Source organism: Eubacterium sp. 14-2 (assembly GCF_000403845.2).
In the GTDB taxonomy this organism is placed as follows: domain Bacteria; phylum Bacillota; class Clostridia; order Lachnospirales; family Lachnospiraceae; genus Petralouisia.
In genome coordinates, this window is sequence record NZ_KE159567.1 from 1,925,282 (window position 1) to 1,952,202 (window position 26,921).

Sequence of the window (26,921 nt, forward strand, 5' to 3'; positions counted from 1 at the left end):
GCGGATTTATACTGTAAGAATTTCTTTTGATTTTTCTTCTACTGCTTTATCAATATCAGCCACATATTTGTCTGTCAGTTTCTGAACTTTTTCTTCCAGTTCTTTGATTTCATCTTCTGAAATATCGCTGGATTTGCCTGATTTTTTCAGAAAATCATTAGCATCTCTGCGGATATTGCGAACAGCAACTTTTGCGGCCTCACCTTTTTTCTTCACATCTTTTGCCAGTTCTTTTCTTCGTTCCTCTGTCAGTTCAGGAAATGTAAGACGAATCACCTTACCGTCATTGGAAGGGTTGATTCCCAGGTCAGACGTAAGAATCGCTTTTTCAATTACACGCACCATATTTGCTTCCCAGGGCTGAATCAGAAGCATTCTTGGCTCCGGAACTGAAATATTTGCCACCTGCTGAAGACCGGTAGGCGTTCCGTAATAATCCACCTTCAGCTTATCCAGCACATGAGGATTGGCGCGGCCTGCACGAACAGAACCAAATTCCTTCAGCAGATTATCAAAAGATTTCTGCATTTTATTGTTGTACTGCTGTAACCTTTCATCCATATAAGAACCCTCCCAATTTTATGCTATACTGTAACTTTTGTACCGGAAAACTCCCCACTGATTGCTTTTACAATGCTGTTTTCCTCATTTAAACTGAAAATATACATAGGCATTTTATTTTCCATACACATGATGGATGCTGTCAGATCTATCACAGCAAGCTGCCGGTCAATCACTTCCTGAATAGAAATTTCATCATATTTTACAGCAGCAGGATTGATCTTCGGGTCGCTGTCATATACACCGTCAATGGCCTTTGCAAGGAAAATTCCCTCTGCCTCAATTTCAACGGCACGCAGTACGGTAGCGGTATCCGTTGAAAAATAAGGATGCCCGGTTCCGCCTGCAAAAAAGCAGACCATTCCTTTTGAAAAATATTTACCGGCTCTGTCTTTGGAAAACAGTTTCGTAAAAGCGCCGCAGGTAAAAGGTGTCAGAACCTGTGTCATAATTCCCACAGAGCGGAAAATTTCAGACACGTAAATACAGTTCATCACTGTGGCCAGCATACCGATCTGATCTGCTTTGGTGCGGTCGATATTTTCACTGGTTCTTCCCCGCCAGAAATTGCCGCCGCCAATCACGATTCCCACTTCTGTGCCGCAATCCACCAGTTGTTTTACCTGTTTTGCCACTACCATAACAGTAGCTTCATCAAATCCGGTATGTTTGTCACCGGCCAGTGCTTCCCCGCTTAACTTTAATAATATTCTCTTCATCGGATGCCTTCCTTATTTTTTTTCAAAAAAAGTCTCCATATCCACATCTGCATAACACTGAGAGCAGAAACCTTCGATTACCGCACCGTTGTTAATCTGTACGGAACGTGATTTGATATTGCCCATTACAACTGCAGAGGTATCTACAACAACGGGTCCCTGTACGTCAATATCACCTTTAATAGCGCCTGCAATTACAGCGCTGCTTGCTGTAATATTTCCAACTACTACGGAGCCAAGGCCAATCTTAACAGTTCCGCTGGTGGAAATCTCTCCCTCCACTTTTGCAGCGTCTGCGAAAAATTCAGATGCTTCTGCATTTCCTTTGAGGCTTCCGGTAATTGTTACTTTGCCGTTGCAGCGGACATTTCCGTCAATTTTTCCTCTCAGTTCAAAGGAACCGATAGATTCCAGATCACCTTTCAGAGATGTTCCCTCTGTGATTACCGTTACTTCATCTGATATCTCATCTGACAGAGAACCAATGCCTTTTGATTCTGCAATTAATTCTTCTGCTCCGTTTACAGCATTTACTACATTTTCTTCTTTCACAGCTTCTGTACTCACAATCGTTTCCTCCTTATGTTCCGGCTTCTCTGCTACTGCAGGTTTCTGCTTTACTGTTTCTTTCTGTTTTTCCTGAATTGCTTCCTGTATGGCGGGGGCTGGTACCTCGGCAGGTTTTTCCACCGGGGGAACAACAGGCTTTTCTGACCGTCTGGCTGCAGTTTCATCTACTTTTTCAAACAGGCCCTCTAATTTTTTTAATTCAGACTGTACGTCCACTTCCTGTTCCAGAGTATTCACCACCAGATCCGGCTGTTCAGGAACCGTTGCTTTTAACTCTTCTTCTCCCGGAAGCAGTTCGTTTACTGCCTGAGATAAGTCATCTTTAAATTCCTTAAAAAAGCTCATATATGTACCTCCATAAATTATTGTTAATCAACGCTGTCAGCAGGTATCTGCTGTATGGGCGTTGTATTTTCGTCAATGGGGAGCAGTTCTGCACCCATTTCCTTCAGCTGGTCGATCATCGGCGCCAGCGCCTCCACGGTACCGGATTTTGCAGATGAATCATGCATCAGCACGATGGATGTCTCATATCTTCCCACATCATTCATAACATTCTGCACCAGTTCTTCCGGTGTATAGGCATGACTGGTAGCGTCTCCGCTGGCCACATTCCAGTCATAATAGGTAATCCCTTTTTCTTTCAGGAAACGGATAAATTCTTTCATATCCGTATTGCTCACCTGATTGCTGCTTCCTCCCGGAAAGCGCAGAATCTCCGGTGTGACTCCCGTAACTTCTGCCAGATAGGACTGCAGATGTGCCATATCTTCTGAAAATGCTTCCAGAGATTCGTAAATTACATTATATTTATGTGAAAAAGAATGCATTCCCAGCGTATGCCCCTCAGCTACAATCCGCTGGTACAGTTCTTTTGATTCCCCGTCTTCCTGTCCAATTACAAAAAAAGTTGCCTTGACATTTTTCTCTTTCAGGATATCCAGTATCCGGGCGGTACTTTCGCTTGGGCCGTCGTCAAAAGTCAGGTAAACCTTCTGTGTCTGACCTTCCTTCAGCAGATTATCTTCTTCCGCCCCGTTCTTTACCGTGTCCAGAGTTTCCGCATTTTCTTTTGGAGAAGCTGCGCTTTTTTCCTGCTGGTTTTCCATAACCTGCTCCACGGAAATCACGGACTTTGCAAGCTCGTCCAGTCTGTCTTCCATATGAAGCAGTTTAACAAACAGGGTAACCGTCAATATGCTCGTTGTTAAAATCCAGATTACGATTCCTGTAACAATCGTCGACTTTATTTTTTTAATTCGTTTTCGTCTTAACTGCTGCTCACGCAATCCACTGGCTGCATTCTCTTCCATGTACGGACCTCCCCGGTATTTTAAGCATCGCTATAAGTTATTGTAACACATTTTTCAAAAATTACATTAAAAATATGCGAAAAAATAGAAGTTTTTTTTTGTATATTTGATATAATATCCAGAATATACAACTTATATTCTATGCATTTTCAGAAAAAAACAGAATCTTTTTCTGAAATATTAAAATTCCTTTTTTAATTGCGTCCATTTTCCTTTGGAGCCAGCCATTTTTTCAATGTTTCCATTAACTGGCGGATGTCCAGGGGTTTTGCCAGGTGTGCATTCATGCCCGCTTTCCTGGCGTTCTGGATATCTTCCATAAAGGCATTGGCAGTCATGGCTATGACAGGAACACTTTGCTGCCGCTGTTTTTCCAGCTCACGTATGGCCTTTGTGGCCTCATATCCATCCATAACCGGCATCTGAATATCCATAAATATCAGGTCATAATATCCTTCCGGTCTGGAACTTACCAGATCTGTCGCTTCTTTTCCGTTTTCAGCGCATTCAATTGTCACACCTGTTGCTCCGATGATTTCTTCTGCGATTTCACGGTTCAGTTCATTGTCTTCTACCAGCAGAATCCGTTTTTCCTCAAAATGAATCTGTTCTGTTTCAACAGTATGTTCCGTTTCGCTGCCTGGAAGGAATTTTTTCAGGGCATATACCAGTCTGGAACGGAACAGGGGCTTTGAAATAAATCCGTTTACCCCTGCTTCCTTTGCTTCTGCTTCGATTTCAGACCAGTCGTAGGAGGAAAGAATAATGACCGGTACTTCCGGTCCCACCAGACTCCGGATAGCCCGTGTGGTTTCAATTCCGTCCATCCCCGGCATTTTCCAGTCCATAATCACTGCAAAATAATCATCATCCCGCTGATGGGCATTTTCCACTCTTAACACTGCATCGGCACCGGAGCAGACACTTTCTCCCCGCATACCGATATTTTTCAGCATGACGCAGGTATGTTCGCAGATGTCCGGATCATCATCTACCACCAGTATGGATAAGTCTTCCAGTTCTGCCACAGATTCCAGTTCCCTGTCCTGAAGTCTGAGAAAAATGGTGACGGTAATGCGGGTGCCCTGATTCAGTTCACTTTCCACATGAATAGTGCCGTTCATCATATGTACAATACTCTGGGTAATTGCCATTCCAAGGCCGGTACCCTGTATTTTGCTGACTCTGGAGTCTTCTGCCCGTTCAAAGGGCTCAAACAGCTTCGGAATAAATTCCGGAGCCATACCGATTCCGGTATCCTCAAAAATAAATTCATAACAGCCTGCGCTGCTCACAGTGGATTTCCGCTCACGGATATGAAGCGTTACCCTGCCCCCTTCCGGTGTATATTTGATGGCGTTGGAAAGAAGGTTCATAAATACCTGCTGCAGCCGCAGGGTGTCTCCCACAACTTCTTCGTGCTGCAGAGACCTGATATCCACTTTGATTTCCTGAGATTTTTCTGTCAGGTTGGGTTTTATCACTTCCAGGATATTCTGAATAATATCGGAAAGATTAAATTCTTCTTCATTCAGTGAAATATTTCCGTTTTCCACTTTTGACATATCCAGAACTTCATTAATCAGATTCAGAAGGAGTTTTCCGGAAGAGGAAATTTTTCCCAGACAGTCCTGAATCCTGTCCCTGTCGTCCAGATGGGTTCCCGCAATGGCTGTCATTCCAATAATGGCATTCAGAGGCGTTCGGATATCATGGGACATTCTGGATAAAAACTGGCTTTTGGCTTCATTGGCACGATTGGCTGCTTCACAGGCCTCCATAATGGCTTCCCGGCTTTTCTGTTCCCGTTCCAGGGTTTCCAGTTCTTTCCGTTTCCGGGCATCCACATTTTTGGTAAACAGAAGCATTCTTTTACTGTTGTCTCTGACGACCGTACGCAGAGTGAGGGAAATCCATTCGTAACTGCCTTCTTCGTTCTGAATCAGCAGTTCACTGTAATTTTCCCCGGTCTGAGTACGCAGACGTTCCAGATTCATCATCAGGAGATATTCTTCTCTGGAATCCGGATGTATAAGATGCTGAAGATTTTCCTGTACCATATCAGTGAAATGCCGGGCGTATTTTTTTCTTGAAACTTCTTTTCCGTCAAAAATTACCCGGTAAACAGTATCGTGCTCTAGACCGATTTCAAAAATGGAATCATAGGAATCGGAAATTGCATATCCCAGCAGGGCATTATCGTACTGACGTTTCAGGGCGCGGCGCTTTTCGCCGGTAATATCCAGAAAATTGATGGTGACATATTCCGGTATATTGTTTTTGCAGGAAACCAGATTGATTTCCAGGCGGTTCCATACAGGATGGTTCTGTTCTTTTCTGACACAGCGAAATTCTGTCTCAATATGGCTGTTTCTGGGACTTAACTGCCTGATCAGATATTCGGGATCTACAAATTTGCTCACTTTTCCTCTGTCTTCAAACGCCACCTGTGTTTCGATATAGTGATAAATCACATCCGTGTAATCGCCTCGTTTGGGAATCATGCTTTTTAAATGTCCGGGTATCCGGACTGCATAGTAAGTGTTTGAACGGAGATTTACATAATGAATGCCCGTATAGGAATTACTCAGAGAATTGATAGCCAGACGGTTGATTCTCAGTTCTTCCAGATTATTCTGGTTTTCCCGCTGAACTTCTTTGACTTCATGAATATCGTGCATGGTGCCTACAATTCTGATGGCACGGCCATTTTCAAATACTTTCTTTCCGAATACCCGGTACCAGCGGACGCCTTCCTCTGTTTTGAGCTGAATCTCCATATTGTCTTCCATACTGCCTGTGAAGAGTTTTTTCAGTTTGGAAACGTCTTCTGCCCGGACAGATTCCCCGGCGATTACCTTGTTCCGGTAATCTGCAATAATTTCCTGTCTGGTATGTTTATTGCCATAACTATCTGTATAAGGCATATACATAATCAGACAGTCTTTTGTCATATCGTATTCATACAGAATATCCGCGCTGCTTTCCAGAGCAAGCTGGTAGACTTCCCGCTCCTGCCGAAGCTGCAGTTCCAGTTCTTTTTTTTCTGTAATGTCCGTCATGGTACGCTGAATCACCGGATTCTGATTTTGATCCAGTTTCAGCAGCTTTGAACTGGCAGATATCCAACGGCTGTCTCCGGATTTACTTTTGGCCTGATACTCAAATTTTACCATATCCCCAGGTTTTCCCAGAGAATTTGTCAGAGACAGGATTTTGGGTTTGTCCTCATCTGACACATGGCTTGCCACTCCGTAAAAACCATCATTTACACACTCCTGTACTGTCTCATAGTCCAGCATATGCAATGCTGCCTGATTCATGGACAATATTTCACAATCGTTCCCATTTTTTACCACGTAGCGGATAATTCCGAATTCAATAGTATCATAAATACTTTCCAGTAACATCTCCTGTTCCCGGATTTTGTTCTCACGCGCCCTGTCATCCATAAAACTGCTCCTCTGTTCGGCTGAAACTGCGGCATTTTCTTTTACTGCCTGTATTGATTTTTAACATTTCCTTTATTATAACCCTTTCAGCGGCAGAAAAGCAATAAAAAAAGAATCCTGAAAAGCAGGATTCTCTTTCCGATGTTATGTGCATATTTTACTTTTTCGTATCGCTCTTCGGTTCAGCTGCGGCGGTTCCGATGGTTTTAGGTCTGCCTCTGCCCGGCTGTCGTTTCTTTTTCAGCGCTTCCATCCGCTCCCTGTGGTTTTCATCCACAATACGCCTGATTTTGGCGAGACGCTCAGCTTCTGCCTGTTCCAGTTCTTCCCGTTTTTTCTGAGCCAGCTTCCGGCATTCCTCCTGCAGGTTTGTATCTTCCAGTACAAGGAATTTTTCAAAAGCAATGGGAAAAGCGAAAATTTTGGGCTGCTCTGTCCCGAAAAACTGCACCCGTATTTTGAGGGCAGTTTCTTCCACAATTTTTCCTGTGCCAAATTTGTCATGGGAAACGGTTTCGTTGACTAATGATTTCATCCTGATCACCCCTTGTCTGATTTTAGTCATCTGTTACAGCAGATTTTATGGTACTATTTTACCATTTTTTTCGGTTTTTGTCAGGAATTTTATGGAAAAAATTTATTTTCAGTAAAAAGTACAAGGGACAGATAGACTGTTTTTGTGCATTTTTAACGATAAATCTCCGGATTTTGCAATAAGGCAATCATGGGACCTGTCAGAAGACAGGCCCCATGGCACCAGATTAGCAGGAAAAGCTGCTGATTACTGTAAGGAAATTACTTTATAATCTTTTTCTTCCACTGCTTTTATCAGCGCTTCGTCTGAAACGGTTCCGGTCAGTATTATGACTGCCGTACCAGACTCATGACTTACTTTTGCCTCTGATACTTCCGGAAATGCTTCCAGACATTTCTTTACGGCTGCTTCGCAGTGTCCGCACATCATTCCCTCGATTTTCATTGTCTTTTCCATGTTCTGTTCCTCCTTTATATTTCTGGTTGTGTTAAGATGTTCCGTTTCTTTCAGGTCTGTAACCGGGGTGTGGTTTTCAGACTTTTTTGACCCTTTTTTCCTGAGAGGCCTGTCTTTTCGGGAATCATGAATCCGCAGCATGTTCAGGCGCAGTGCATTTGTTACCACACAGAAACTGGACAGGCTCATGGCAGCTGCTCCAAACATGGGGTTGAGCTGCCACCCAAATACCGGAATCCATATGCCTGCTGCAAGAGGAATACCAATTATATTATAGATAAATGCCCAGAAAAGATTTTCCCGGATGTTTTTCAGAGTTGCCCGACTTAAACGTATGGCGGCGGGAACATCTCTGAGGCGGCTTTTCATCAGTACAATATCTGCCGCGTCAATGGCAATATCCGTTCCTGCGCCGATGGCAATTCCCATATCTGCTCTGGTCAGGGCCGGGGCATCGTTAATGCCGTCTCCCACCATGGCAACTTTTCCTTTTTTCTGAAGACTGCGGATGGCAGCTTCTTTTCCGTCAGGAAGAACGCCTGCAATTACTTCGTCCACTCCTGCCTGCCGGCCAATTGCCTGAGCGGTGCGCTGATTATCCCCGGTGAGCATTACCACGTGTATGCCCATATTTTTCAGTTCCCGGATAGCCTGAGCGCTGTCTTCTTTCATCACATCTGCAACGGCAATCATACCGATTATCCGTCCGTTTCCGGTAAAAAAGAGGGGTGTTTTTCCACTTTCTGCCAGTTCTTCGGACTGCTGCTTTAATGTATCAGGAATTTCAGCCTGACTGCTGATAAAACTGTAATTTCCGCCGCAGATAAAATCTTCGTTCCAGGTGCCTGAAAGACCGTTTCCCGGCAGTGCCTGGAAATCGGATATTTCCGGAGCCTGAATGTTCTGTTCCTTTCCATATTCCAGCACAGCTCTGGCCAGAGGATGTTCGCTTTTCTGTTCCAGTCCGCAGGCAGCGGTAAGAAGTTCATGTTCTGAAATCCCCCTGGCAGGTATCAAATCTGTAACTTTCGGTTCTCCATTGGTAATGGTGCCTGTTTTGTCCAGAGCCACAATTTCCATTTTTCCGGTTTCTTCCAGAGATACGGCTGTTTTAAACATGATACCGTTTTTTGCACCCATCCCGCTGCCGGCCATAATGGCCACCGGTGTTGCAAGTCCCAGGGCACAGGGACAGCTGATTACCAGCACGGAAATACTTCTGGCCAGTGCAAATCCCAGGGATTCGCCGGTCAGCAGCCATACCAGCAGGGTCAGCAGGGAAATTCCGATTACCGTCGGTACAAATATATAAGATACGTTGTCTGCTATTTTGGCAATGGGAGCTTTTGTGGCTGCCGCGTCGCTTACCATCTGGATAATCTGAGACAGGGTAGTATCTTCGCCCACCCTGGAAGCCTGGCACTTCAGAAATCCGGACTGATTGGAGGTGGCGGCCGATACGCTGTCTCCGGCTGTTTTGTCACATGGAATGCTTTCTCCCGTTAATGCCGCTTCATTTACAGCGCTGCTGCCTTCCAGTATTATGCCGTCCACCGGGATATTTTCACCGGGACGTACCACAAAAATATCACCTTTTTTTACCTGTTCAATGGAAACCTCTGTCTCCTTCCCATCCAGAAGGATGGTGGCTGTTTTGGGCGCCAGTTTCATCAGGCTTTTTAATGCGTCTGTTGTTTTTCCTTTGGAGCGGGCCTCAAGCATTTTACCCACGGTAATCAATGTCAGAATCATGGCTGCAGATTCAAAATAAAATTCATGCATATATGCCATTACACCTGCCATGTCTCCCTTCTGCTGGGCAGCGGTCATGGCAAACAGGGCCCAGGTACTGTAGCCAAAGGCTGCCGTAGCCCCAAGGGCAACCAGGGTATCCATGTTTGGAGATTTGTGGAGGAGACTTTTAAATCCGCTGATAAAAAATTTCTGATTGATTACCATTATAATCACAGTGAGCAAAAGCTGCATAAGTCCTGCTGCCACATGATTTTCCGCCAGAACTGCCGGCAAAGGCCAGTTCCACATCATATGTCCCATGGACAGATACATCAGTATCAGCAAAAATCCAAGAGAAGCCAGAAGCCGCTGTTTTAACAGAGGTGTTTCCCGGTCTTTCAGCAGTTCTTCTCCTGAAAAACTCTGTCCGGTCTGTCCCTTTTCGGATGCTGTTCCCTTACGAGCGGCGCCGTATCCGGCTTCTGCCACTGCTTTTACAATGTCCTGTTCTGAAGCTGTTCCCTCCACACCCATGGAGTTGGTCAAAAGGCTGACTGCACAGGAACTGACGCCTGGTACTTTGGAAACTGCCTTTTCCACACGGGTGCTGCAGGCTGCGCAGCTCATACCTGTTACTGTATACTGTTCCATATTTATCACCTTATTTCATAAGTTTTTGCAGGGTAACCAGCAGTTCATCCACAGTTTCCTCCCGGCCTTCTCGAATATCATCTATGACGCAGGTTCTGATATGATTCGCCAGCAGAACTTTATTGAAACTGTTTAAAGCTGCATTGGCAGCTGCCACCTGAATCAGAATGTCAGGACAGTAAGCGTCTTTTTCCACCATCCCTCTGATTCCCCTGATCTGGCCCTCTATCCGGTTTAAGCGGTTGATTAAATCTTTATATTCTTTTCCGGAACGTTTTTTTGTTTTGTGACAGCTGCATGGTTCTTTTTCTTCTTCCATATCATCATTCCCTCCTTTCAGAATCATTATATACCCTATGGGGGTATATTGCAAGAGGAATCTTATCTGTACGGAAGACAGAATAAAGCAGCAGGATCATCTTACCGGGATATGGTCCTGCTGCTTTATTCTGCATAAGCTGTTGCTGATTTTACGCCTTCTGTTTTTTCATATTCAAGAGATTGAATTAACTTTTTCAAAATCCGGACAGAGAATCCTTTGGATTCTCTGCCTCAAATTCAAACATACACTTCTCAAATGCATTGATGATATGGGTGTTCTGATATTTGTCGTAACGCTTATGATTTCCCCCGTAAGACAAATGTACATGGCCATGGAGAAAGTATTTCGGCTTATATTTTTCTATCAGATTCCGAAACACCTGGAATCCCTGATGGGTAAGATCCCGTCCGTCATTGAGCTGGTAGGCCGGGGCATGGGTTACCAGGATGTCAAAGCCCCGCTTCCGGAAAATCTGAAACCGGAGCTTTGCCACCCGCTGTTTCATCTGCCATTCCGTATACTGATGTTTTCCCGCATTGTAACGCATGGAGCCTCCCAGTCCCAGAATCCGTATGCCATTGTGAACATAAATCTGATCTTCAATACAGATACAGCCATCCGGAGGAACTCTGTCGTATTTTCCATCGTGGTTCCCATGTACATACAGCACCGGCACAGAAGAAAGCGTAGTCAGAAAAGACAGATAGTGCGGGTCCAGATCTCCGCAGGAAATAATCAGCTCCACATCCTCCAGTTTACTTCTGTCGTAAAATTCCCATAAACTTTTTGACTCCTCATCTGCAATTGCCAGTATTTTCATTCTGAGATTAACCTTCTTTCTTTTTTACACCCTGTTGTTTCATTACCGGCTCAGCCTGTTCCTTCAGTTCTTCTTTTTTGGGAATAGAGCCGATTACATTATCCGCCAGCCAGTCCATGGTCATAATTTCCTCCGGAGAAAGGCTTCCGTCAGGATCATTCAGCACGGTGCCTGTCTGAGAGTATAAAATGCCGGAAAAGGGATTGAATACTTCTGAACAGATAGCAGATTTTAACAGTCCTGCCAGACGTCTCAGTTCATTTGGCAGATATTTGGAAAATACCACATCTACCACCCCTTCTTCCATTCCCCACCAGTAATTGATGGCTTTTTTTGTGGAAGGGTCATCATCGTATTTCCAGGTTCCGTCCATAATTGCCCAGATCAGCTGTTCATAGAAATTGCCCCAGTGCCACAGAGGCATGGCAAAATTTCTTGGACTGCCATTATTAATATGATAAAGTCCAAAAAATCTGGAGGCCTCCTCCGGTATTACCATATCCCGTCCGGAAACACAGGAAGAACCGCTCTCCCGGATACGTTCTTCAATGTCCATATCTTTTTTGGCAGACCATTCCAGGTATACTTTAGCCCAGGGATTGGTCATTTTTGCCCCTGTGGCAAAGGCATTGATATTTGCGATAGATCCATAAATGGGGTAATCTGCAATATACATCAGCCGATTGTTCTCCGCCATGGCTCCGGCAATGGCACCCATCAGAAATTTTGCCTCATACATCCGGGCATAATAAGTCCGGATATATCGGTGGGATGTATTCAGAGAACAGTTCAAAATCCGGACTTTAGGATTGTTAATTGCTGCTTTTACACTGGCCTGAGCGAATGGAGGCGTGGTGGTGAAAATCAGGTCGCATTCTGACTGAATGGCCTCGTCAAGCAGCGCATCAATATTTTCCGTGGTTCCGTTTTCGTAACAGATGGTCTGTACTTCTTCCGGAAATGTCTGTTCCAGATGCAGCCTGCCCAGTTCATGGGCATAGGTCCATGCAGAAGTTCCCGGTGTTTTTTCATAGATAAAGGCTATTTTCAATATTCCCGGAGCAAGGGCCGGCAGGTGCAGAATATCAAGCAATGACTTTTTCTTCTGATTGGGTTTCATCTTAAGGTCAATCTCTGATTCTTCTCCCAGAAGTACAAATTCTTCCCAGCTCTTTGCCACCAGTTCCTGCATTTCACTGGTTGTTTTGTCCTCTATTACATCATAGCCGTAGAGCATAATAAAAGAAAGAAATGCATCTCCTGGTGAATTCTTCAGTTTATTTCCGCCTTTTGCCCGGTATTCAGCTGTAAATCTGGTATAAATGGAGCTGAATTTCAAAAGGTCTTCTTCGGTCCAGACTTCATCCGGTTCCTTCCCCACCGCTTCCTGCAGTTTTGCATATCCGCCTTCCTGGGTAAACCAGATATAATTCACAGGAGCCAGACGGTAGAAATCCAGAAATTCATAATAAATCTTATTTTCTTTTTCTTCACTGCGTTTTGGGATAATTCTGGTCACGTTTCCCAGAATGGAGACAGCGCCGGAATATTTCATGACGCTGACCCGTTTGTTTCCCTCCACCACATAAAATTTATACATGTATTCGTAAACTTTGATTGGCTCACGTATGCCTTCTTCCACATGAGAATCAAGTAACTTTATCCATTTTGCGGCAAATTCGGTGTCCTCTCGCAGAATAGGCATAAAGTTTCCCGCAAAAGAGCTGCTTCTTCCAAATGTTTTTGTCCCTTCAATCTGATCTATGGGAACCTGTACAAGACCAAGAGGTGTTTCCGAATAAGACCCCCGTTCCGGAAGAAAATCATCCAGCACCTTTAAAATCGGCTTTTCTCCCCGAAGCAGCCTGGCCTGATAGTCTCTCTTTCCTGCTTTCAGTGCTTTTCTGTAATCTTCTTTTCCCATAATGTCCTCCCATGCTTGTATTGTGCTGTAAATTTCATACTTACAGTCATTGTTATGTTTTCTCTTTCTTTCTGTTTTCATTCGGCTATATATTACCACAGATTACCAGGATAATCTACGTTCTTTTTGAACATTTCTTCGGGGCATATGGGATAGTATTCCGGCAATAAGAACAAAGCGGACAGGTCCGCTTCAAATCCCTGAATCCCTCACTCATGAGGGACCTGGACGGTTTGCTGCGCCGAGCACAATTGCGAAGCAATATTTTACCTCTTGTGCGAGTGCGCATATTATTTTTATCTTATAGGAAAGATACTTTCACGCATTAGCGTGACAAGGTCTTTCCTATAAGATAAAAAAGCAGCCACCTTTCACAAATATGAAAAATGACTGCTCTGAAAATACTTATTTATTTTTCGGTACATCCTTCATGGAAAAACTGATTCTTCCCATTTTATCCTTGCCAAGGCAGACTACTTTCACCATGTCGCCCAGGGTCAGCACATCCTCTACCCGATTAATCCGCTCTCTGGAAATTTTGGAAATGTGAACCATTCCTTCTTTTCCTGGGGCGAATTCCAGAAATGCTCCGAATTCCTTGATACTGATTACTTTTCCCACGAAAATCTGTCCGGCTTCAAAGTCTGTGGTAATAATCTCAATCAGTTTTACTGCCTTATCCATCATCTCCCGGTCTGTGCCGCAGATGGATACAGCGCCTTCATCGCTGATGTCAATTTTTACGCCGGTCTGCTCAATAATGGCATTGATGGTTTTGCCTCTCTGGCCCACCACGTCACCGATTTTCGCCGGGTCAATCTGAACCTGAACAATTTTGGGTGCGTATTCTCCCACCTCTTTCCGGGGTTCGGAAATGGCTTTGGACATTACTTCATCCATAATGTAGAGTCTGGCTTCTTTTGTTCTGCGGATGGCTTCCTCCACAACAGGTCTGGTCAGTCCGTGAATCTTAATATCCATCTGGATGGCTGTGATACCTTCGTGCGTACCGGTCACCTTAAAGTCCATATCGCCGAAGAAATCTTCCAGGCCCTGAATATCTGTCAGTACAATATAATCATCATCGGTATCGCCGGTTACCAGACCGCAGGAAATACCAGCCACCATTTTTTTGATGGGTACGCCTGCAGCCATCAACGCCATACAGGAAGCGCAGGTGGAGGCCATGGAAGTGGAACCGTTGGATTCAAAGGTTTCTGAAACTGCGCGGATTGCATAGGGAAATTCTTCTTCTGTGGGAAGCACTGGTATCAGTGCACGTTCTGCCAGTGCGCCATGGCCGATTTCCCGTCGTCCCGGACCTCTGCTGGGTTTTGTCTCCCCTACGGAATAGGAAGGGAAGTTATAGTGATGCATGTAACGCTTGTTTACTTCATTTTCATCCAGACCGTCAATACGCTGAACATCAGACAGAGGTGCAAGAGTTACCACATCGCAGATCTGAGTCTGACCTCTGGTAAACATGGCGGAACCATGGACTCTGGGAATCAGATCTATTTCTGCTGCCAGAGGACGAATCTGATCAATGGCACGACCGTCCGGTCTTTTGTGATCTTTTAAAATCATCTTGCGGACTGTCTTTTTCTGGTACTGGTAAATTGCCTCTCCCAGAACCTCCAGCCATTCTTCTTTTTCTGCAAATGCTTCTTCCAGCTGTTCGGTTATTTTCCGGATATTTTCTTCCCGTGCCTGCTTTTCATCCGTAAATACCGCTTCTTCCATTTTTTCCGGCGGCACCAGTTCCCGGATAGCGGAAAACAGTTCTTCCGGTACGGCACAGCTTGTATATTCGTGCTTTGTTTTTCCAATTTCCGCCACAATCTCATTGATAAAAGCAATGATAGTTTGGTTAATGTCATGGGCTTTGTAGATTGCCTCAAGCATTTTATCTTCCGGAATTTCATTGGCTCCGGCTTCAATCATAATAACCTTTTCGCTGGTGGAGGCAACCGTCAGATTCAGATCGCCGTTTTTCCACTGTTCCTGAGAAGGATTTACCACAAATTCTCCGTCAATCATGCCTATCTGGGTAGTTGCACAGGGGCCTGCAAAAGGTATATCGGAAATACTGGTAGCGATGGCTGAACCCAGCATAGCCACCAGTTCCGGACGACACTGGGGATCCACGCTCATAACAAGATTGTTCAGTGTCACATCATTCCGGTAATCCTTCGGGAATAAGGGACGCATGGGACGGTCAATCACACGGGAAGTCAGGATTGCATTTTCAGAAGCCTTGCCTTCCCGCTTGTTAAATCCTCCGGGAATTTTCCCAACGGAATACAGCTTCTCTTCATATTCCACACTTAACGGGAAGAAATCTATTCCTTCTCTGGGTTTGTCCGATGCGGTGGCAGTACACAATACAACGGTATCACCGTAATGCATAAATGCCGCACCGTTTGCCTGGGCCGCAACTCGTCCAATATCTACACGCAGGGTTCTTCCTGCCAAATCCATGGTAAACTGTTTAAACATATTTTTCTCCTTTAATTCAGATAAAAAAGAATTTCGCAATGCGAGATTCTGCGCTGCAAATGCGTCCCAAAGGGGCATGGTTTTCTGCATTTGCGTGCGCATCCCTGTTTACTGTCTTACAGGAAGACGCTTTCACACTTTAGTGTGTAAAGGTCTTCCTGTAAGACAAAATAGAGCGGATAACCGCTCTATCTCGAAAAAGGAATTATTTTCTGATTCCTAAACGTTCAATTAAATTACGGTATCTTTCAATATCTGTCTTTTTCAGATAGCTGAGCATACCACGTCTCTGACCTACCATTTTTAACAGTCCGCGTCTGGAATGATGATCTTTGGGATTCTCTTTCAGATGCTCTGTTAATTCCTGAATTCTTGCGGTCAGGATTGCAACCTGAACTTCAGGTGAACCGGTATCTCCCGGTGTTCTTGCGTATTCTGCAATGATTGCCTGTTTCTTTTCTTTTGCTATCATCTTATGATAACCTCCTCAAATATTATTATCGCCCTTTCCGGTTCTGAACATTCAAAAAGTCCGTCTGTGAGATATTAAGTAAGGGTCGGAGTCATCCGGTTACTGAATATGGGCTCTCTCAAAATTCCGGCAGGCTTTCTGAACCCACCGGGAAACATTATATCACAGGCAGCTGTGCCTGTAAAGTAAATTTCTGTTCTGCATTCCTGACAGGCACACAGAACAGAAAAGTGATAACTTTCACAGTATGAATAACACTATGCTACTTTGCTTTTTGCCAGTTCTGCCAGAGTTTTAAATCCTTCTGCGTCATTTACTGCCAGCTCTGCCAGCATTTTGCGGTTTACATCCACCCCTGCCAGTTTCAGTCCGTGCATAAACTGACTGTAGGAAATTCCATTAATTCTGGCTGCAGCATTGATTCGTGCAATCCAGAGACGACGGAACTGTCTTTTTCTCTCTTTTCTTCCTGCATAAGAACTTGCCAGGGCTCTCATGACAGACTGTTTTGCTATACGATACTGTTTGGAACGTGCTCCTCTGTATCCTTTTGCCAGTTTTAATACTCTGTTATGTTTTTTTCTGGCGTTTAAGCCGCCTTTAATTCTTGCCATGTCTGCTTCCTCCTTAACTCATTCTTACAAATACGGTAAAATCTTTTTCATATTCTTAACATTGGTAGCGTCTGTGATAGCTGATTTTCTCAGATTTCTCTTTCTCTTGGGAGATTTCTTTGTTAAGATATGGCTCTTATAGGCTTTATTTCTTTTTAATTTTCCGGTTCCTGTCTTTTTAAAACGTTTTGCTGCTGCTCTGCTTGTTTTCATTTTTGGCATTTTAACTTCCTCCTTAATATCCGGTTATTTCTTTTCTGTCAGTACCATGCTAATGCTGCGTCCTTCCAGTTTTGGTGCTTTTTCCACTGTAGCAATTTCTGCTAAATGTTCTGCAAAGTCATCAAGGATATGTCTGCTGCTCTGCATATGTGCCATCTCCCTGCCGCGGAACCGCAGAGTGATTTTTACTTTATTACCTTTTGAAATAAATTTTCTGGCTGCATTAATTTTTGTATTCAGATCGTTTGCCTCAATATTGGGTGACAGACGGATTTCCTTTATCTCAACAGTCTTCTGCTTCTTCCGGGCTTCTTTTTCTTTTCTTACCAGCTCGTATTTATACTTACCATAGTCGATAATCTTACATACGGGCGGCTTTGCAGTCGGGGCAATTTTCACCAGATCAAGCTCTGCTTCCTGAGCAATCTTCATGGCTTCCCTGACCGGCATAATGCCAAGCTGTTCTCCGTCTTCTCCGATTAGACGAATCTCCTTATCCTTGATTTGTTCATTAATCATTAATTCACTAATGGCCGCGCACCTCCAAAAATTAATTTACATACTAAAAAAGTGGACAGACTATCCACTTCAATTATATTCAAACACCACAGCCATGGAAATTATATGACTGATTTCAAATATAGACCATTAGTCACCCAATTGTGCTAAGGTGAGAGCGGATACTCTACTTTCTTCTTACAACTCTGTAACTTTATCACGTTTCGGCAATTCCGTCAAGGGGTTTTTCAAATTTTTCCGAATCAATACGCAAATCAGCTCTTTTAAAAATTCCGCTTCTCTGTTACAATCAATAAAAGCATTCTGCAGTATATTTTTTGGAGGAAAACATTATTATGGCTGATTATCGTACAGACAGGATTGACCTGCATACCCATTCCACAGAATCAGACGGGACCCTTACACCGGAAGAATTGATGAAACTCGCGAAAGAAACGGGGCTTTCTGCCATTGCCCTTACGGACCACGATACCACAGGCGGTATAAAAAAGGCCCGTCCGCTGGCAGAGGATCTTGGTATAGAGCTGGTTCCCGGCATAGAACTCTCCACCGATTACTCCGGTACGGAGGTTCATATTCTGGGCTATTACATTGACGAAAATAATCCGGAATTCGCTGCAAAACTGCAGGAATTCGTAGACAGCCGGGACAGTCGGAATGAAAAAATGACCGCGCTCCTTCAGAAAGAGGGATTTGACATTACCATGGAAGATCTTTATCGTGAAAATCCAAACAGCGTGATCACAAGGGCTCATTTTGCCAGATATCTGGTGGAACACGGGTTCGTCAGAGACCGGGAAACGGTATTTCGTAAATATCTGGGGGATAACTGCCGCTGCTATGTGCCTCGTGAAAAAATCACTCCTTTTGAGGCTGTCCGTCTGATTCAGACAGGCGGAGGACTTGCGTTTTTTGCCCATCCGATTCTGTGCCATATGAACCGGGACAGGCTGCGGTTTTTTATCGGGGAGCTGAAAGCGTCCGGTCTGTCCGGGATCGAGGCAGTTTATTCCATGAATGAACCGGGGGATGAACGGGCTCTTCTGAAACTTGCGGAGGAATTCGGCCTTTTAATCAGCGGCGGTTCTGATTTCCATGGCAGTAACAAGCCATACATTCATCTGGGTACCGGAAAAGGAAACCTTCAGATTCCTTATGAACTGCTTGAAAAAATAAAACAGGCTTTCAGTTGAATGTAAGGTATCTGCAGACAGGCTGTACATGTTTTGTACAGCCTGCTGTTTTGGATAAAAATTTTCAGTTTTTCCGATATACTGCTTTTCCACTCATTCCCTTTGATTTGAACAGTTTCCGGTAGGAAGACAGTTTTTTCCCCGGAACCCGGACAGTGGCTTTGCTGTCTGTCCCTTTAAATGCATTGGCACCCACATTTTTATTTGTAAGTTTTGTGGACTTTACAGTAATCTTCTTCAGTTTCCTGTTTCCGTAAAAGGCTGATTTTCCGATTTTATTTACTTTGGAAGGGATCACAATGCTGCCAAGAGACGTACACTTATAAAATCCTTTGTCCCCTATGGCGGTAAGTTTTGCCGGGAGTGTGACGGATTTTAATCCGGTACAGTTATAAAAGGCCTGTTTTCCGATGATTTCCACATTACTTCCGATACTGACTTTCGTGATTTTCTTTTTCCCTTTCAGAGCGTTGTCCCCGATTTTTATGATTTTATATTTCATTCCGTCAATGGTAACTGTCTTTGGAATGGAGATGCTGCCGGAGGTAACAGAGGTTTTTCTGTATTCTGCGGTTTTCTTTTTCGTGCTGATAATCCTGCAGGTTATCTTCCCTGTGGTTACCAGGTCTCCGTCTTTTGGCTTTTTCTGAACGGGAGAATCATTCTCTTCTGTTTCTTCCTCCGGCTCTGTTTCCTGCCTGCTGTCACCGGTTTCTCCAGGTTCCGGTTCTGCAACCGTCACTTCACAGGAAGCAGTCAGTCCCATACAGTTCACAGTAATCACAGCTGTTCCTTTGCTCACTGCACTGACGGTACCTTCCGGGGATACAGACGCCACCTGGGGTGCGGAGGAGGTCCATGTAAATGCTGTCCCGGTAATTTCCGCCGGAGAACATGCTGCATGAAGCGTATGGCCTGTCCCCTTTTCCAGTGTAAGACTGGTGTTGTCCAGTGTAACTCCTTCCAGTACCTCTGTCATTTCAATAAGGTATGTGGTCTGCATTGCTGCAGAGTCTGCGGCAATGAAAGACCAGGTTCTTCCGCCGTCTGCAGAAACAGGAGAAGAGAAAGTGAGTCCTTCTGCTCTGTCTGCATAAATCTGAATTTCCGCTGCTGCGGGCAGAGAAGCTGCTGACATAAGCCGGGATATGGAGAAATTGGTATCTGCATTGCCGGAAGGGGATGCGGCTTCCATGCCTCTTACGGTAACCCTGGGATACAGAGGGTTTCTCACAACAGTAAATTCTGCTCTGGTCTGTCCCTCTTTTCGGCCCACCAGCCAGCCTCCGGAAGAATCACACAGTAAAAGGTACTCACAGTTCAGCACAAAGTTTCCCTTTTTGTCTACCGCACCTTTCAGGCCTTCGGAATTTTCCACTACCAGCAGGCCCTCCCGAAAATTACGGGAGGAATTATCGGAGGCATCCATGCCTGCAGGGGCCGGCATGGTCCATTTTACCGCAGTTCCGTCTCCGTTGCTTCTGGTAAAAGCCCAGGTTCCGGCTGTGTCCCCTTCACGGTAGCGGGTCAGGCCGCCGGCTGTAGCCAGTTTCTCACTGCAGGCATATGCTGCGCTGTTATATTCTTCTTCTGTAATCCTCTGGCCCGTACAGTCATAGTATTCCGTAGGGATACTGGCCCCGGAATTCATACCGGCAGGAGCTGCAAGGCGGATTACCGTATCTTTTACTTCCGTATTGTAAAATACTCCTGGTGTAAGGCGGATAATGTATTCTCCCTTTTCATTGATGTAATAGAACTGGCCTCCTGCCTTCACTTTTCCAAAATGACTGCCTTCAAAATCATATGCGTCTGTAAACTGGAACGGAATGACCAGATTCAGGTTCCTGTCTGCATATCCCCACAGGCCGTTTCGTTTTACCGCCAGCAGGCCCTGATTATTCCAGTTTGTCCTTCGGTTCAGAGAGCTGTCCTCAAGGGTTCCGGCCACATGTTCACCCACAGTCCCCATCGGACTGGTGACAGGGTCCGGCCAGTCTTTGACCGGTGCTGCGTCACTGCTTCCACCGCTGCCTGCAGCAAGTACGGTAACGTTCCAGCTTTCGGTTTTTCGCCTGGTTACAAAGTCTCCTGTAATATTACCCCATATATCCGCTTTGCTGCTGTCCCATTCCATTTTGGAATAAGTTACTGTAACCGTGGCTGTTCCGGCCCGTAATCCTGAAATTTTACAAAACTGTTTTCCGTTTTCTCCCGGCGAAAGTACGGATGTATCACTGACCTGCCACCGGTAGGAAGAACTGCTGCTGCCGGCTCTTAAGGTAAGCTGTTCGCCTGCCCTTATGGTTTTGCTTCCCGCTGCGTGTGTCAGAATCCCCATATTCAGAAACAGCGCGCAAAAAAACAGGAAAAACCCCGCAAAGCATAGCATGTTCTTTTTCAAATACCTCATCCAAAAACCCCCTTTTGGGATTAAGCTGATTCGCTTAAGATGAATTTCTCAATGATTTCCGCTATTGCTCCATGTTCATTATCATGTTCTGTCACATAATCTGCCGCATCTTTAAGGTCTTCATGGCCGTTTTTCACAGCTACTCCCACATGGGCCGCCTGAATCATGGGGATATCGTTGCGTTCATCTCCCACGGCAACGGTATTTTCAATGGGAACATTCAGGAATTTGCTGATATATTTCAGGCCGCTGCCCTTATCTGTATCTTTTGGACAGTATTCCAGATATTCATTGTAGGAGAAAAAGCAGTTGCTTCGTTCTCTGAGTTCCGGATGTTCTTCCTGAAACTGCAGAAGCCTTTCCGGCTGATCCACATTAATCAGCATTACTTTATGGGGTTCCTGTTCCAGCCTTACAAAGACATTATCTACCAGCCGGTATTTCATCCTGGCATTGCGCAGGTAAAAATCAAGTTCCTTGCTATGGCGTTCTGCCAGAATGGTATCCTGTTCATAAGTCTGCACATAAATATCAGCGTTCTTCGCCTCCAGAATGATTTCCTTTGCCACTTCCATGGGAAGAGTACGCTCCGCCAGTACCCGGTCTGCCACACAGTCGTAAACCACCGCTCCATTATAAGCTACCATATAGCATCTGGGAAAAGACAGATTCAGCTCTTTTACTGCAAGGCGCCCTGTGGCAATGGGGCGTCCTGTCATCAGTACAAAATCATGGCCCAGTTCCAGCATTCTGGCAATGGCCGCTCGATTTTCTTTTGAAATACTTTTGTCATGATTTAATAATGTTTCATCCAGATCTGTAAACAAAATTTTATGTTTCATAAGATCTCCTCCACTCTCTCCTTGAAATTATTCCCGCAGACAATAAGCCGGGAATAAAACGTTATATTGTTTTTTTATACCACCGGTTCAGCCGGAATAAATACCCTTTCCTGATAAACATTGACTGTTTTGGGAAGCGCGTTTCTCGCTTCTTCGCAAAACTGCTGCTGTGAATTTACCAGTTTTTTCCCTCTTTTATCTATTTTTTCGTATCTGCCGTCAGGCTGCAGAACATGAGATTTCATATTGTCCGCAAGCTGGGTTCCCAGAATATGTCGTACCTGGTCCATCAGCGCTTCATTTTCCACCGGGAAGAGGATCTCCACTCTGCGGTCCAGATTCCGGGGCATCCAGTCTGCGCTTCCCATGTAGATTTCTTCCTGCCCATCGTTGTGGAACCAGAAAATGCGGCTGTGTTCCAGGAAATTTCCCACAATGGAACGCACAGTGATATTATCGCTGATTCCGGGAATTCCCACCTTCAGACAGCAGATTCCCCGCACCACCAGATCTATTTTCACCCCGGCTGCAGAGGCTTCATACAGCGCCCCGATTATGTCCCGGTCGCAGAGAGAGTTCATTTTTGCCCTGATAAATGCTTCTCTGCCCGCCTGCGCATGTTTTATTTCCCGTTTAATCAGTTTCAGAAACCGTTTGCGCAGCCAGATGGGAGCTACTGCCAGCCTGTTCCAGGAAGGGGGCTCGGAATATCCCGACAGCATGTTGAATACGGCGGTGGCATCTTCCCCAATGGCTTCGGAACAGGTAAACATCCCAAGATCCGTATACAATTTAGCTGTGGAATCGTTGTAGTTTCCCGTTCCAAGGTGAACATATCTGCGGATTCCGTCTTCCTCTTTCCGGACCACCAGTGCAATTTTACTGTGGGTTTTCAGCCCTACCAGTCCGTAAATCACATGGCAGCCTGCTTTTTCCAGTTTTTTTGCCCATACAATGTTATTTTCCTCATCAAACCGTGCTTTCAGTTCCACCAGTACGGATACCTGTTTTCCATTCTCAGCAGCCTGAGCCAGAGAGGCAATAATGGGGGAATTGCCGCTGACACGGTAAAGGGTCTGTTTGATGGCCAGCACGTCCGGATCCAGGGAAGCCTGTCGGATAAAATCCACCACCGGGTCAAAGGTCTGGTAAGGATGGTGCAGCAGAATGTCCCCTTTTCGGATCGCGGCAAAAATATCTTCTCCCGGTACAATCTGAGGCACACGCTGGGGCTGATAAGGCTCGTAGCGCAGGTCGTCTGCCCCTTCTGTTCCATACATTTTCATCAAAAAGGTCAGATCAAGAGGCCCGTTAATCTTAAAGATATCCTCCTGTGCAATATGAAGGTCTTCTTTCAGAATTCCCAGAAGCCGCTTATCCATTTTATCTTCCACTTCCAGCCGGATAACCTCTCCCCATTGACGCTTCTTTAACTGTTTCTGGATTTCCTGCAGCAGGTCTTCTGCCTCGTCCTCGTCGATGGTCAGGTCTGCATTCCGCATAATCCGGTATGGCCAGGCACATACCACATGGTAATTCAGAAACAGCCGGTGAATGTTGCGTTCAATAATCTGTTCCAGCAGAATAAAGGTTTTGCTGCCTTCATCCTGAGAGGGAATCTGCACAATTCTGGAAAGTACCGAGGGCACCTGCACTGTGGCAAATTCCAGTTCTTCTTTCCTGTCTCCCTTTTTATTCAGCAGAGCTGCAATATTTAAAGACTTGTTCCGAATCAGCGGAAAAGGCCGGGAAGCGTCTACAGCCATGGGAGTCAGTACCGGGTATACGGTTTCCTCAAAATAACGGTCCACATATTCACCCTGGACCTCATCCAGTTCTTCATAGGCGGAAATAATTTCAATTCCGTGGTTGTGAAGCAGGGGTACCAGAGAACGGTTATAGGTACTGTACTGCATCTCCACCAGAGCTCTGGTATCTTTATTGATGGCTTCAAGCTGCTCTTTTGCCGTCATTCCTGCAATATCTGTCTTTTTATATCCCGCATGGACCATGTCTTTCAGGGAAGCTACCCGCACCATAAAAAATTCATCCAGGTTCGATGAGGTAATACTTACAAACTTTAACCGTTCCAGCAGGGGAATATTTTTATCTCTGGCTTCATTTAACACCCGGTAATTAAACTTCAGCCAGCTCAGTTCCCGGTTTTCATAATATTCCGGTTTCAGATAATCCTTTTCTTTGTCCATTTTATATCCTCCCTTAAAACACTTTCTTTTCTCTGATTCTTGGTTTTACACTGAAAACCTCTTCAAAGGAATTGGCATAAGCGGAAAAAAGTCCTTTTTCCAGTACAATGCTCTCTGAGGATTCCACGGTAATCACCAGTTCCCGGTCCTGCAGAGCCGCTTTGATATTCCGGAACTTCTGCCTGTGGCTTCGATCCATGGCATTGGCAATTTTGAGAATAGCTGTGAGCTTTGATACCGTCATATAGCCTTTCTGATCCATTTTATCGCTGACGCTGCTGTAAGGCTGCAGAGGCTGAGAATTGTATTTTACGGCGTTTGCCACAATTTCCCGCTCTATGTGGGTCATGCCGATAATCTCAGTGGCCATGATAATCTGGTAAGAACATTCCGCCTGATTTACCAGGCTGATATAGCGGCCGCAGTCGTGAAGGATGGCAGCCACCTGCAGCAGCAGACGTTCCCGTTTGCCCATACCATGAACTTTCTTCATGGCGTCAAAGATCGAGACTGTCATATTGAGGACGGCTTCCGTATGGCTGGAATAGCCCTGATAGCGTTCTGCCAGATTCCGGGCGGCGGCCAGTACGTCTTCCTCAAAATCGTGCTCAAAATAAATCATGCGCTTTTTTTCCGCATAGGCGCAGACAATGCCGTCGCTGATATTTACCCCGGGCACCCAGATATATTTTGCATTCAGCTCCTCGCTGAGACGTTTGTACAGCACCACCGACGGAAGAATCAGAGGATCGTGTTCGTTGGCCAGATTTAATTCCAGAGAAATTTCTTCCGCAGATTTCCGGTACCATTTATTCAGCATTTTGATAAAACGCTCGGTTTCTATGGTTCCATCCTCTTCTTTTTTGGAAAATCCCTTCGTCATTTCCTCAATGTAATCTCCCATGATAATTACATATTTCATTTCCCGCTCCTGCAGGTAAATACGTTTGAAAATTTCCAGCTCCTTGTCAATCAGCTCCTGTATCTGGGTTTCGTAGTGGGAAACCAGATTTTCAATTTTAGACAGTTTTTCCCGAATGCGCATAATACCCAGTTCAATATGCTGGGTGGTAATGGCTGTCCCCTTCCGAAACAGAGTAATCTGCATACTGCCCCCTCCAACGTTGACTACCGCTGCTCCTTTCTGAATCATTTTTTCAAATTTCGGCAGGATTGCCAGGGATTTATAATCCATCAGCCGATGTTCGGAATTGCTGAGTACCATTACTTCGATTCTGGTGCGGAGGCGGATCTGATCCAGAATAAAGGGGGCGTTGCTTACATTCCGAAATACATTTCCCGCACAGGCCTCATAATCGTCAACCTTATACCCATCCATAATGGAGCGGAATTCTTTTAAAATCTGACAGAGTTCTTCCACCAGTTCATATCCGATCACGCCTTTGCCAAAAGCGTCCCGGCCCAGTTCCACATGGCTGCGTATATAATCAATGGGACGTATTTTCCGGTTTGCGGAAATTTCAAATATTTTCAGGCTCACTTCATAAGAGCCGATGTAAATTGCTGCAAATGTCGTAATTTTCATACCTGTTCCTTTCTGCCGGATCTCTCTGGTCCCGGCTTCTGACTCACTGCTTTCCCAGCAGGTAATCAATAAACTGCCGGGCGGTTCTGCCGGAAAGCCCTCCGTGGCTCAGTTCCCACTTATTCGCCTCTGCCAGCAGTTCTTCCGCTGCCATGGGGATCTGATGTTTCCGGGCCAGCCTTTGCACAATCTCCTGGAATTCTTTTTTATCCGGTTTTCCAAAATAAATGGTAACGCCAAACCTGGAAGCCAGAGACAGCTTTTCCTGCACCGTATCGTTTGTATGAAGTTCATCGTCGCGTTCTGCTTTATCACTGAATTTTTCCCGTACCAGGTGTCGTCGGTTGGAAGTAGCGTAAATCAGCACGTTGTCCGGTTTTTTCTCCAGCCCTCCTTCGATGACTGCTTTCAGATATTTGTATTCAATTTCAAATTCTTCAAAAGACAGGTCATCCATATATATGATGAATTTATAATTTCGATTCTTAATCCTTCCGATTACATCATTCAAATCCTGGAACTGGTGTTTGTAAATCTCAATCATTCGAAGACCCTGTTCATAATACTGGTTGATGATTGCTTTTATACTGGTTGACTTGCCCGTACCAGCATCCCCGAACAGCAGACAGTTATTGGCCCGTCTGCCTTTAACAAAGGCCTCGGTATTATCAATCAGTTTCTGCTTTGCAGTCTCATAGCCTACCAGATCGTCCAGATGTACATGGGCAATGTTGGCAATGGGTACAATTTTCACCTGACGATCTTCATGTTCCACGCGAAATGCTTTATGTAAACCCAGTTTGCCCACACCGAATTCCCGGTAAAATTCTGTCACTTCATCCTTAAACTCTTCTACTGTTTCTGTCTGCTCCAGGCGGACGCTTAAGGCACAGATTCTGTCCCGGATCCGATGGTTGAAGACTTTTCCTCCCCGGTGGGCCCTCTTATAATCTTTCAGGATGGCAAATTCCGGAAGTTCCAGTTCTTTCTGAAGTTCCAGTAAGTCGAAGTCGAACAGTTCCTTGAAGATGGCGAAATCATGGAGCGCCAGTTCGTTAATGCTCCCGGTAATTCTGCCTTTGATTTCGCAGGATGTGCTGTAGGCATTTTCATGATTCACCAGAAGGAATGTCAGATAATTTTGCCAGAGATTTCCTTCAAACCCATGACTGACGGAAAGTTCTGTGAGATGATGGATGCATTCATAGCTCAGAGAAAGAAGTTCTGTCCTGGAACAGTCCTTATCTCTGTAATGCTCCATGATCCAGGTAAAATCTGCAAGAATTTTCCCCTGTTCAAATTCCCGGTATAAAATCAGTTTTTCCGTATTTGTCATT

The 26,921-nt window shown here is 45.0% G+C and carries 21 protein-coding genes; 1 reads left to right on the forward strand and 20 read right to left on the reverse strand.

The features are described from left to right. Positions 1–6: 6 nt before the first annotated feature. The 15 genes from frr to infC form a co-directional block, all read right to left on the reverse strand. Positions 7–561, reverse strand: coding sequence for a ribosome recycling factor (gene frr / locus C805_RS16015; RefSeq protein ID WP_016214949.1), 555 nt, complete (start codon positions 559–561; stop codon positions 7–9). Between the two features lie 23 nt (positions 562–584). Next, positions 585–1,280 carry a UMP kinase gene (gene pyrH, locus C805_RS16020; RefSeq protein WP_016214950.1) on the reverse strand — a complete coding sequence of 232 codons (696 nt, stop codon included), beginning with the start codon at positions 1,278–1,280 and terminating at the stop codon, positions 585–587. A 12-nt stretch (positions 1,281–1,292) separates the two neighbouring features. Next, positions 1,293–2,195: a polymer-forming cytoskeletal protein gene (locus C805_RS16025; RefSeq protein WP_016214951.1), complete on the reverse strand. Its 903-nt coding sequence runs from the start codon at positions 2,193–2,195 to the stop codon at positions 1,293–1,295. Positions 2,196–2,218: 23 nt separating this feature from the next. Further along, entirely contained in the window at positions 2,219–3,163 is a 945-nt protein-coding gene (locus tag C805_RS16030; RefSeq protein WP_016214952.1) for a polysaccharide deacetylase family protein, read from the reverse strand. A 194-nt stretch (positions 3,164–3,357) separates the two neighbouring features. Next, positions 3,358–6,615 carry a response regulator gene (locus tag C805_RS25305; protein ID WP_016214953.1) on the reverse strand — a complete coding sequence of 1,086 codons (3,258 nt, stop codon included), beginning with the start codon at positions 6,613–6,615 and terminating at the stop codon, positions 3,358–3,360. A gap of 157 nt (positions 6,616–6,772) precedes the next feature. Then, the gene (locus C805_RS25310) at positions 6,773–7,150 is read right to left on the reverse strand and encodes a hypothetical protein (RefSeq protein WP_016214954.1); all 378 of its coding nucleotides are present in this window, start codon (positions 7,148–7,150) and stop codon (positions 6,773–6,775) included. 246 nt (positions 7,151–7,396) lie between these two features. Then, a complete protein-coding gene (locus C805_RS16040; protein ID WP_016214955.1) occupies positions 7,397–9,991 on the reverse strand; it encodes a heavy metal translocating P-type ATPase in 2,595 nt (864 codons plus the stop codon). Positions 9,992–10,001: 10 nt separating this feature from the next. Then, positions 10,002–10,310, reverse strand: coding sequence for a metal-sensing transcriptional repressor (locus tag C805_RS16045; RefSeq protein WP_016214956.1), 309 nt, complete (start codon positions 10,308–10,310; stop codon positions 10,002–10,004). 196 nt (positions 10,311–10,506) lie between these two features. Next, a complete protein-coding gene (locus C805_RS16050) occupies positions 10,507–11,133 on the reverse strand; it encodes a metallophosphoesterase family protein (RefSeq protein WP_016214957.1) in 627 nt (208 codons plus the stop codon). Between the two features lie 7 nt (positions 11,134–11,140). Continuing rightward, positions 11,141–13,057 carry a BMP family ABC transporter substrate-binding protein gene (locus C805_RS16055; RefSeq protein WP_016214958.1) on the reverse strand — a complete coding sequence of 639 codons (1,917 nt, stop codon included), beginning with the start codon at positions 13,055–13,057 and terminating at the stop codon, positions 11,141–11,143. A 405-nt stretch (positions 13,058–13,462) separates the two neighbouring features. Further along, positions 13,463–15,556, reverse strand: coding sequence for a polyribonucleotide nucleotidyltransferase (locus tag C805_RS16060; RefSeq protein WP_016214959.1), 2,094 nt, complete (start codon positions 15,554–15,556; stop codon positions 13,463–13,465). 205 nt (positions 15,557–15,761) lie between these two features. Continuing rightward, positions 15,762–16,028: a 30S ribosomal protein S15 gene (rpsO, locus tag C805_RS16065; protein ID WP_016214960.1), complete on the reverse strand. Its 267-nt coding sequence runs from the start codon at positions 16,026–16,028 to the stop codon at positions 15,762–15,764. Positions 16,029–16,285: 257 nt separating this feature from the next. Continuing rightward, positions 16,286–16,642, reverse strand: coding sequence for a 50S ribosomal protein L20 (rplT, locus tag C805_RS16070; protein ID WP_016214961.1), 357 nt, complete (start codon positions 16,640–16,642; stop codon positions 16,286–16,288). A 24-nt stretch (positions 16,643–16,666) separates the two neighbouring features. Continuing rightward, on the reverse strand, positions 16,667–16,864 hold the full coding sequence (gene rpmI, locus C805_RS16075; protein ID WP_016214962.1) for a 50S ribosomal protein L35: 198 nt from the start codon (positions 16,862–16,864) through the stop codon (positions 16,667–16,669). 24 nt (positions 16,865–16,888) lie between these two features. After that, positions 16,889–17,383, reverse strand: a complete 495-nt coding sequence (gene infC, locus C805_RS16080; RefSeq protein WP_016214963.1) for a translation initiation factor IF-3 — start codon at positions 17,381–17,383, stop codon at positions 16,889–16,891. A gap of 335 nt (positions 17,384–17,718) precedes the next feature. Between infC and C805_RS16085 the strand changes: the two genes are divergently transcribed. After that, positions 17,719–18,576 carry a PHP domain-containing protein gene (locus C805_RS16085; RefSeq protein ID WP_016214964.1) on the forward strand — a complete coding sequence of 286 codons (858 nt, stop codon included), beginning with the start codon at positions 17,719–17,721 and terminating at the stop codon, positions 18,574–18,576. Between the two features lie 64 nt (positions 18,577–18,640). Here the strand turns inward: C805_RS16085 and C805_RS25315 are convergent, their stop codons facing one another. The 5 genes from C805_RS25315 to C805_RS16110 form a co-directional block, all read right to left on the reverse strand. Then, positions 18,641–20,989, reverse strand: a complete 2,349-nt coding sequence (locus tag C805_RS25315; protein WP_016214965.1) for a leucine-rich repeat protein — start codon at positions 20,987–20,989, stop codon at positions 18,641–18,643. 20 nt (positions 20,990–21,009) lie between these two features. Further along, positions 21,010–21,831, reverse strand: coding sequence for a Cof-type HAD-IIB family hydrolase (locus C805_RS16095; RefSeq protein ID WP_016214966.1), 822 nt, complete (start codon positions 21,829–21,831; stop codon positions 21,010–21,012). 74 nt (positions 21,832–21,905) lie between these two features. After that, positions 21,906–24,038 carry an RNA degradosome polyphosphate kinase gene (locus tag C805_RS16100; protein WP_016214967.1) on the reverse strand — a complete coding sequence of 711 codons (2,133 nt, stop codon included), beginning with the start codon at positions 24,036–24,038 and terminating at the stop codon, positions 21,906–21,908. Between the two features lie 13 nt (positions 24,039–24,051). Continuing rightward, complete coding sequence (locus C805_RS16105) at positions 24,052–25,584, reverse strand: Ppx/GppA phosphatase family protein (protein WP_016214968.1); 1,533 nt, start codon at positions 25,582–25,584, stop codon at positions 24,052–24,054. 43 nt (positions 25,585–25,627) lie between these two features. Continuing rightward, positions 25,628–26,920, reverse strand: a complete 1,293-nt coding sequence (locus C805_RS16110) for an ATP-binding protein (protein ID WP_016214969.1) — start codon at positions 26,918–26,920, stop codon at positions 25,628–25,630. Position 26,921: the final 1 nt, after the last annotated feature.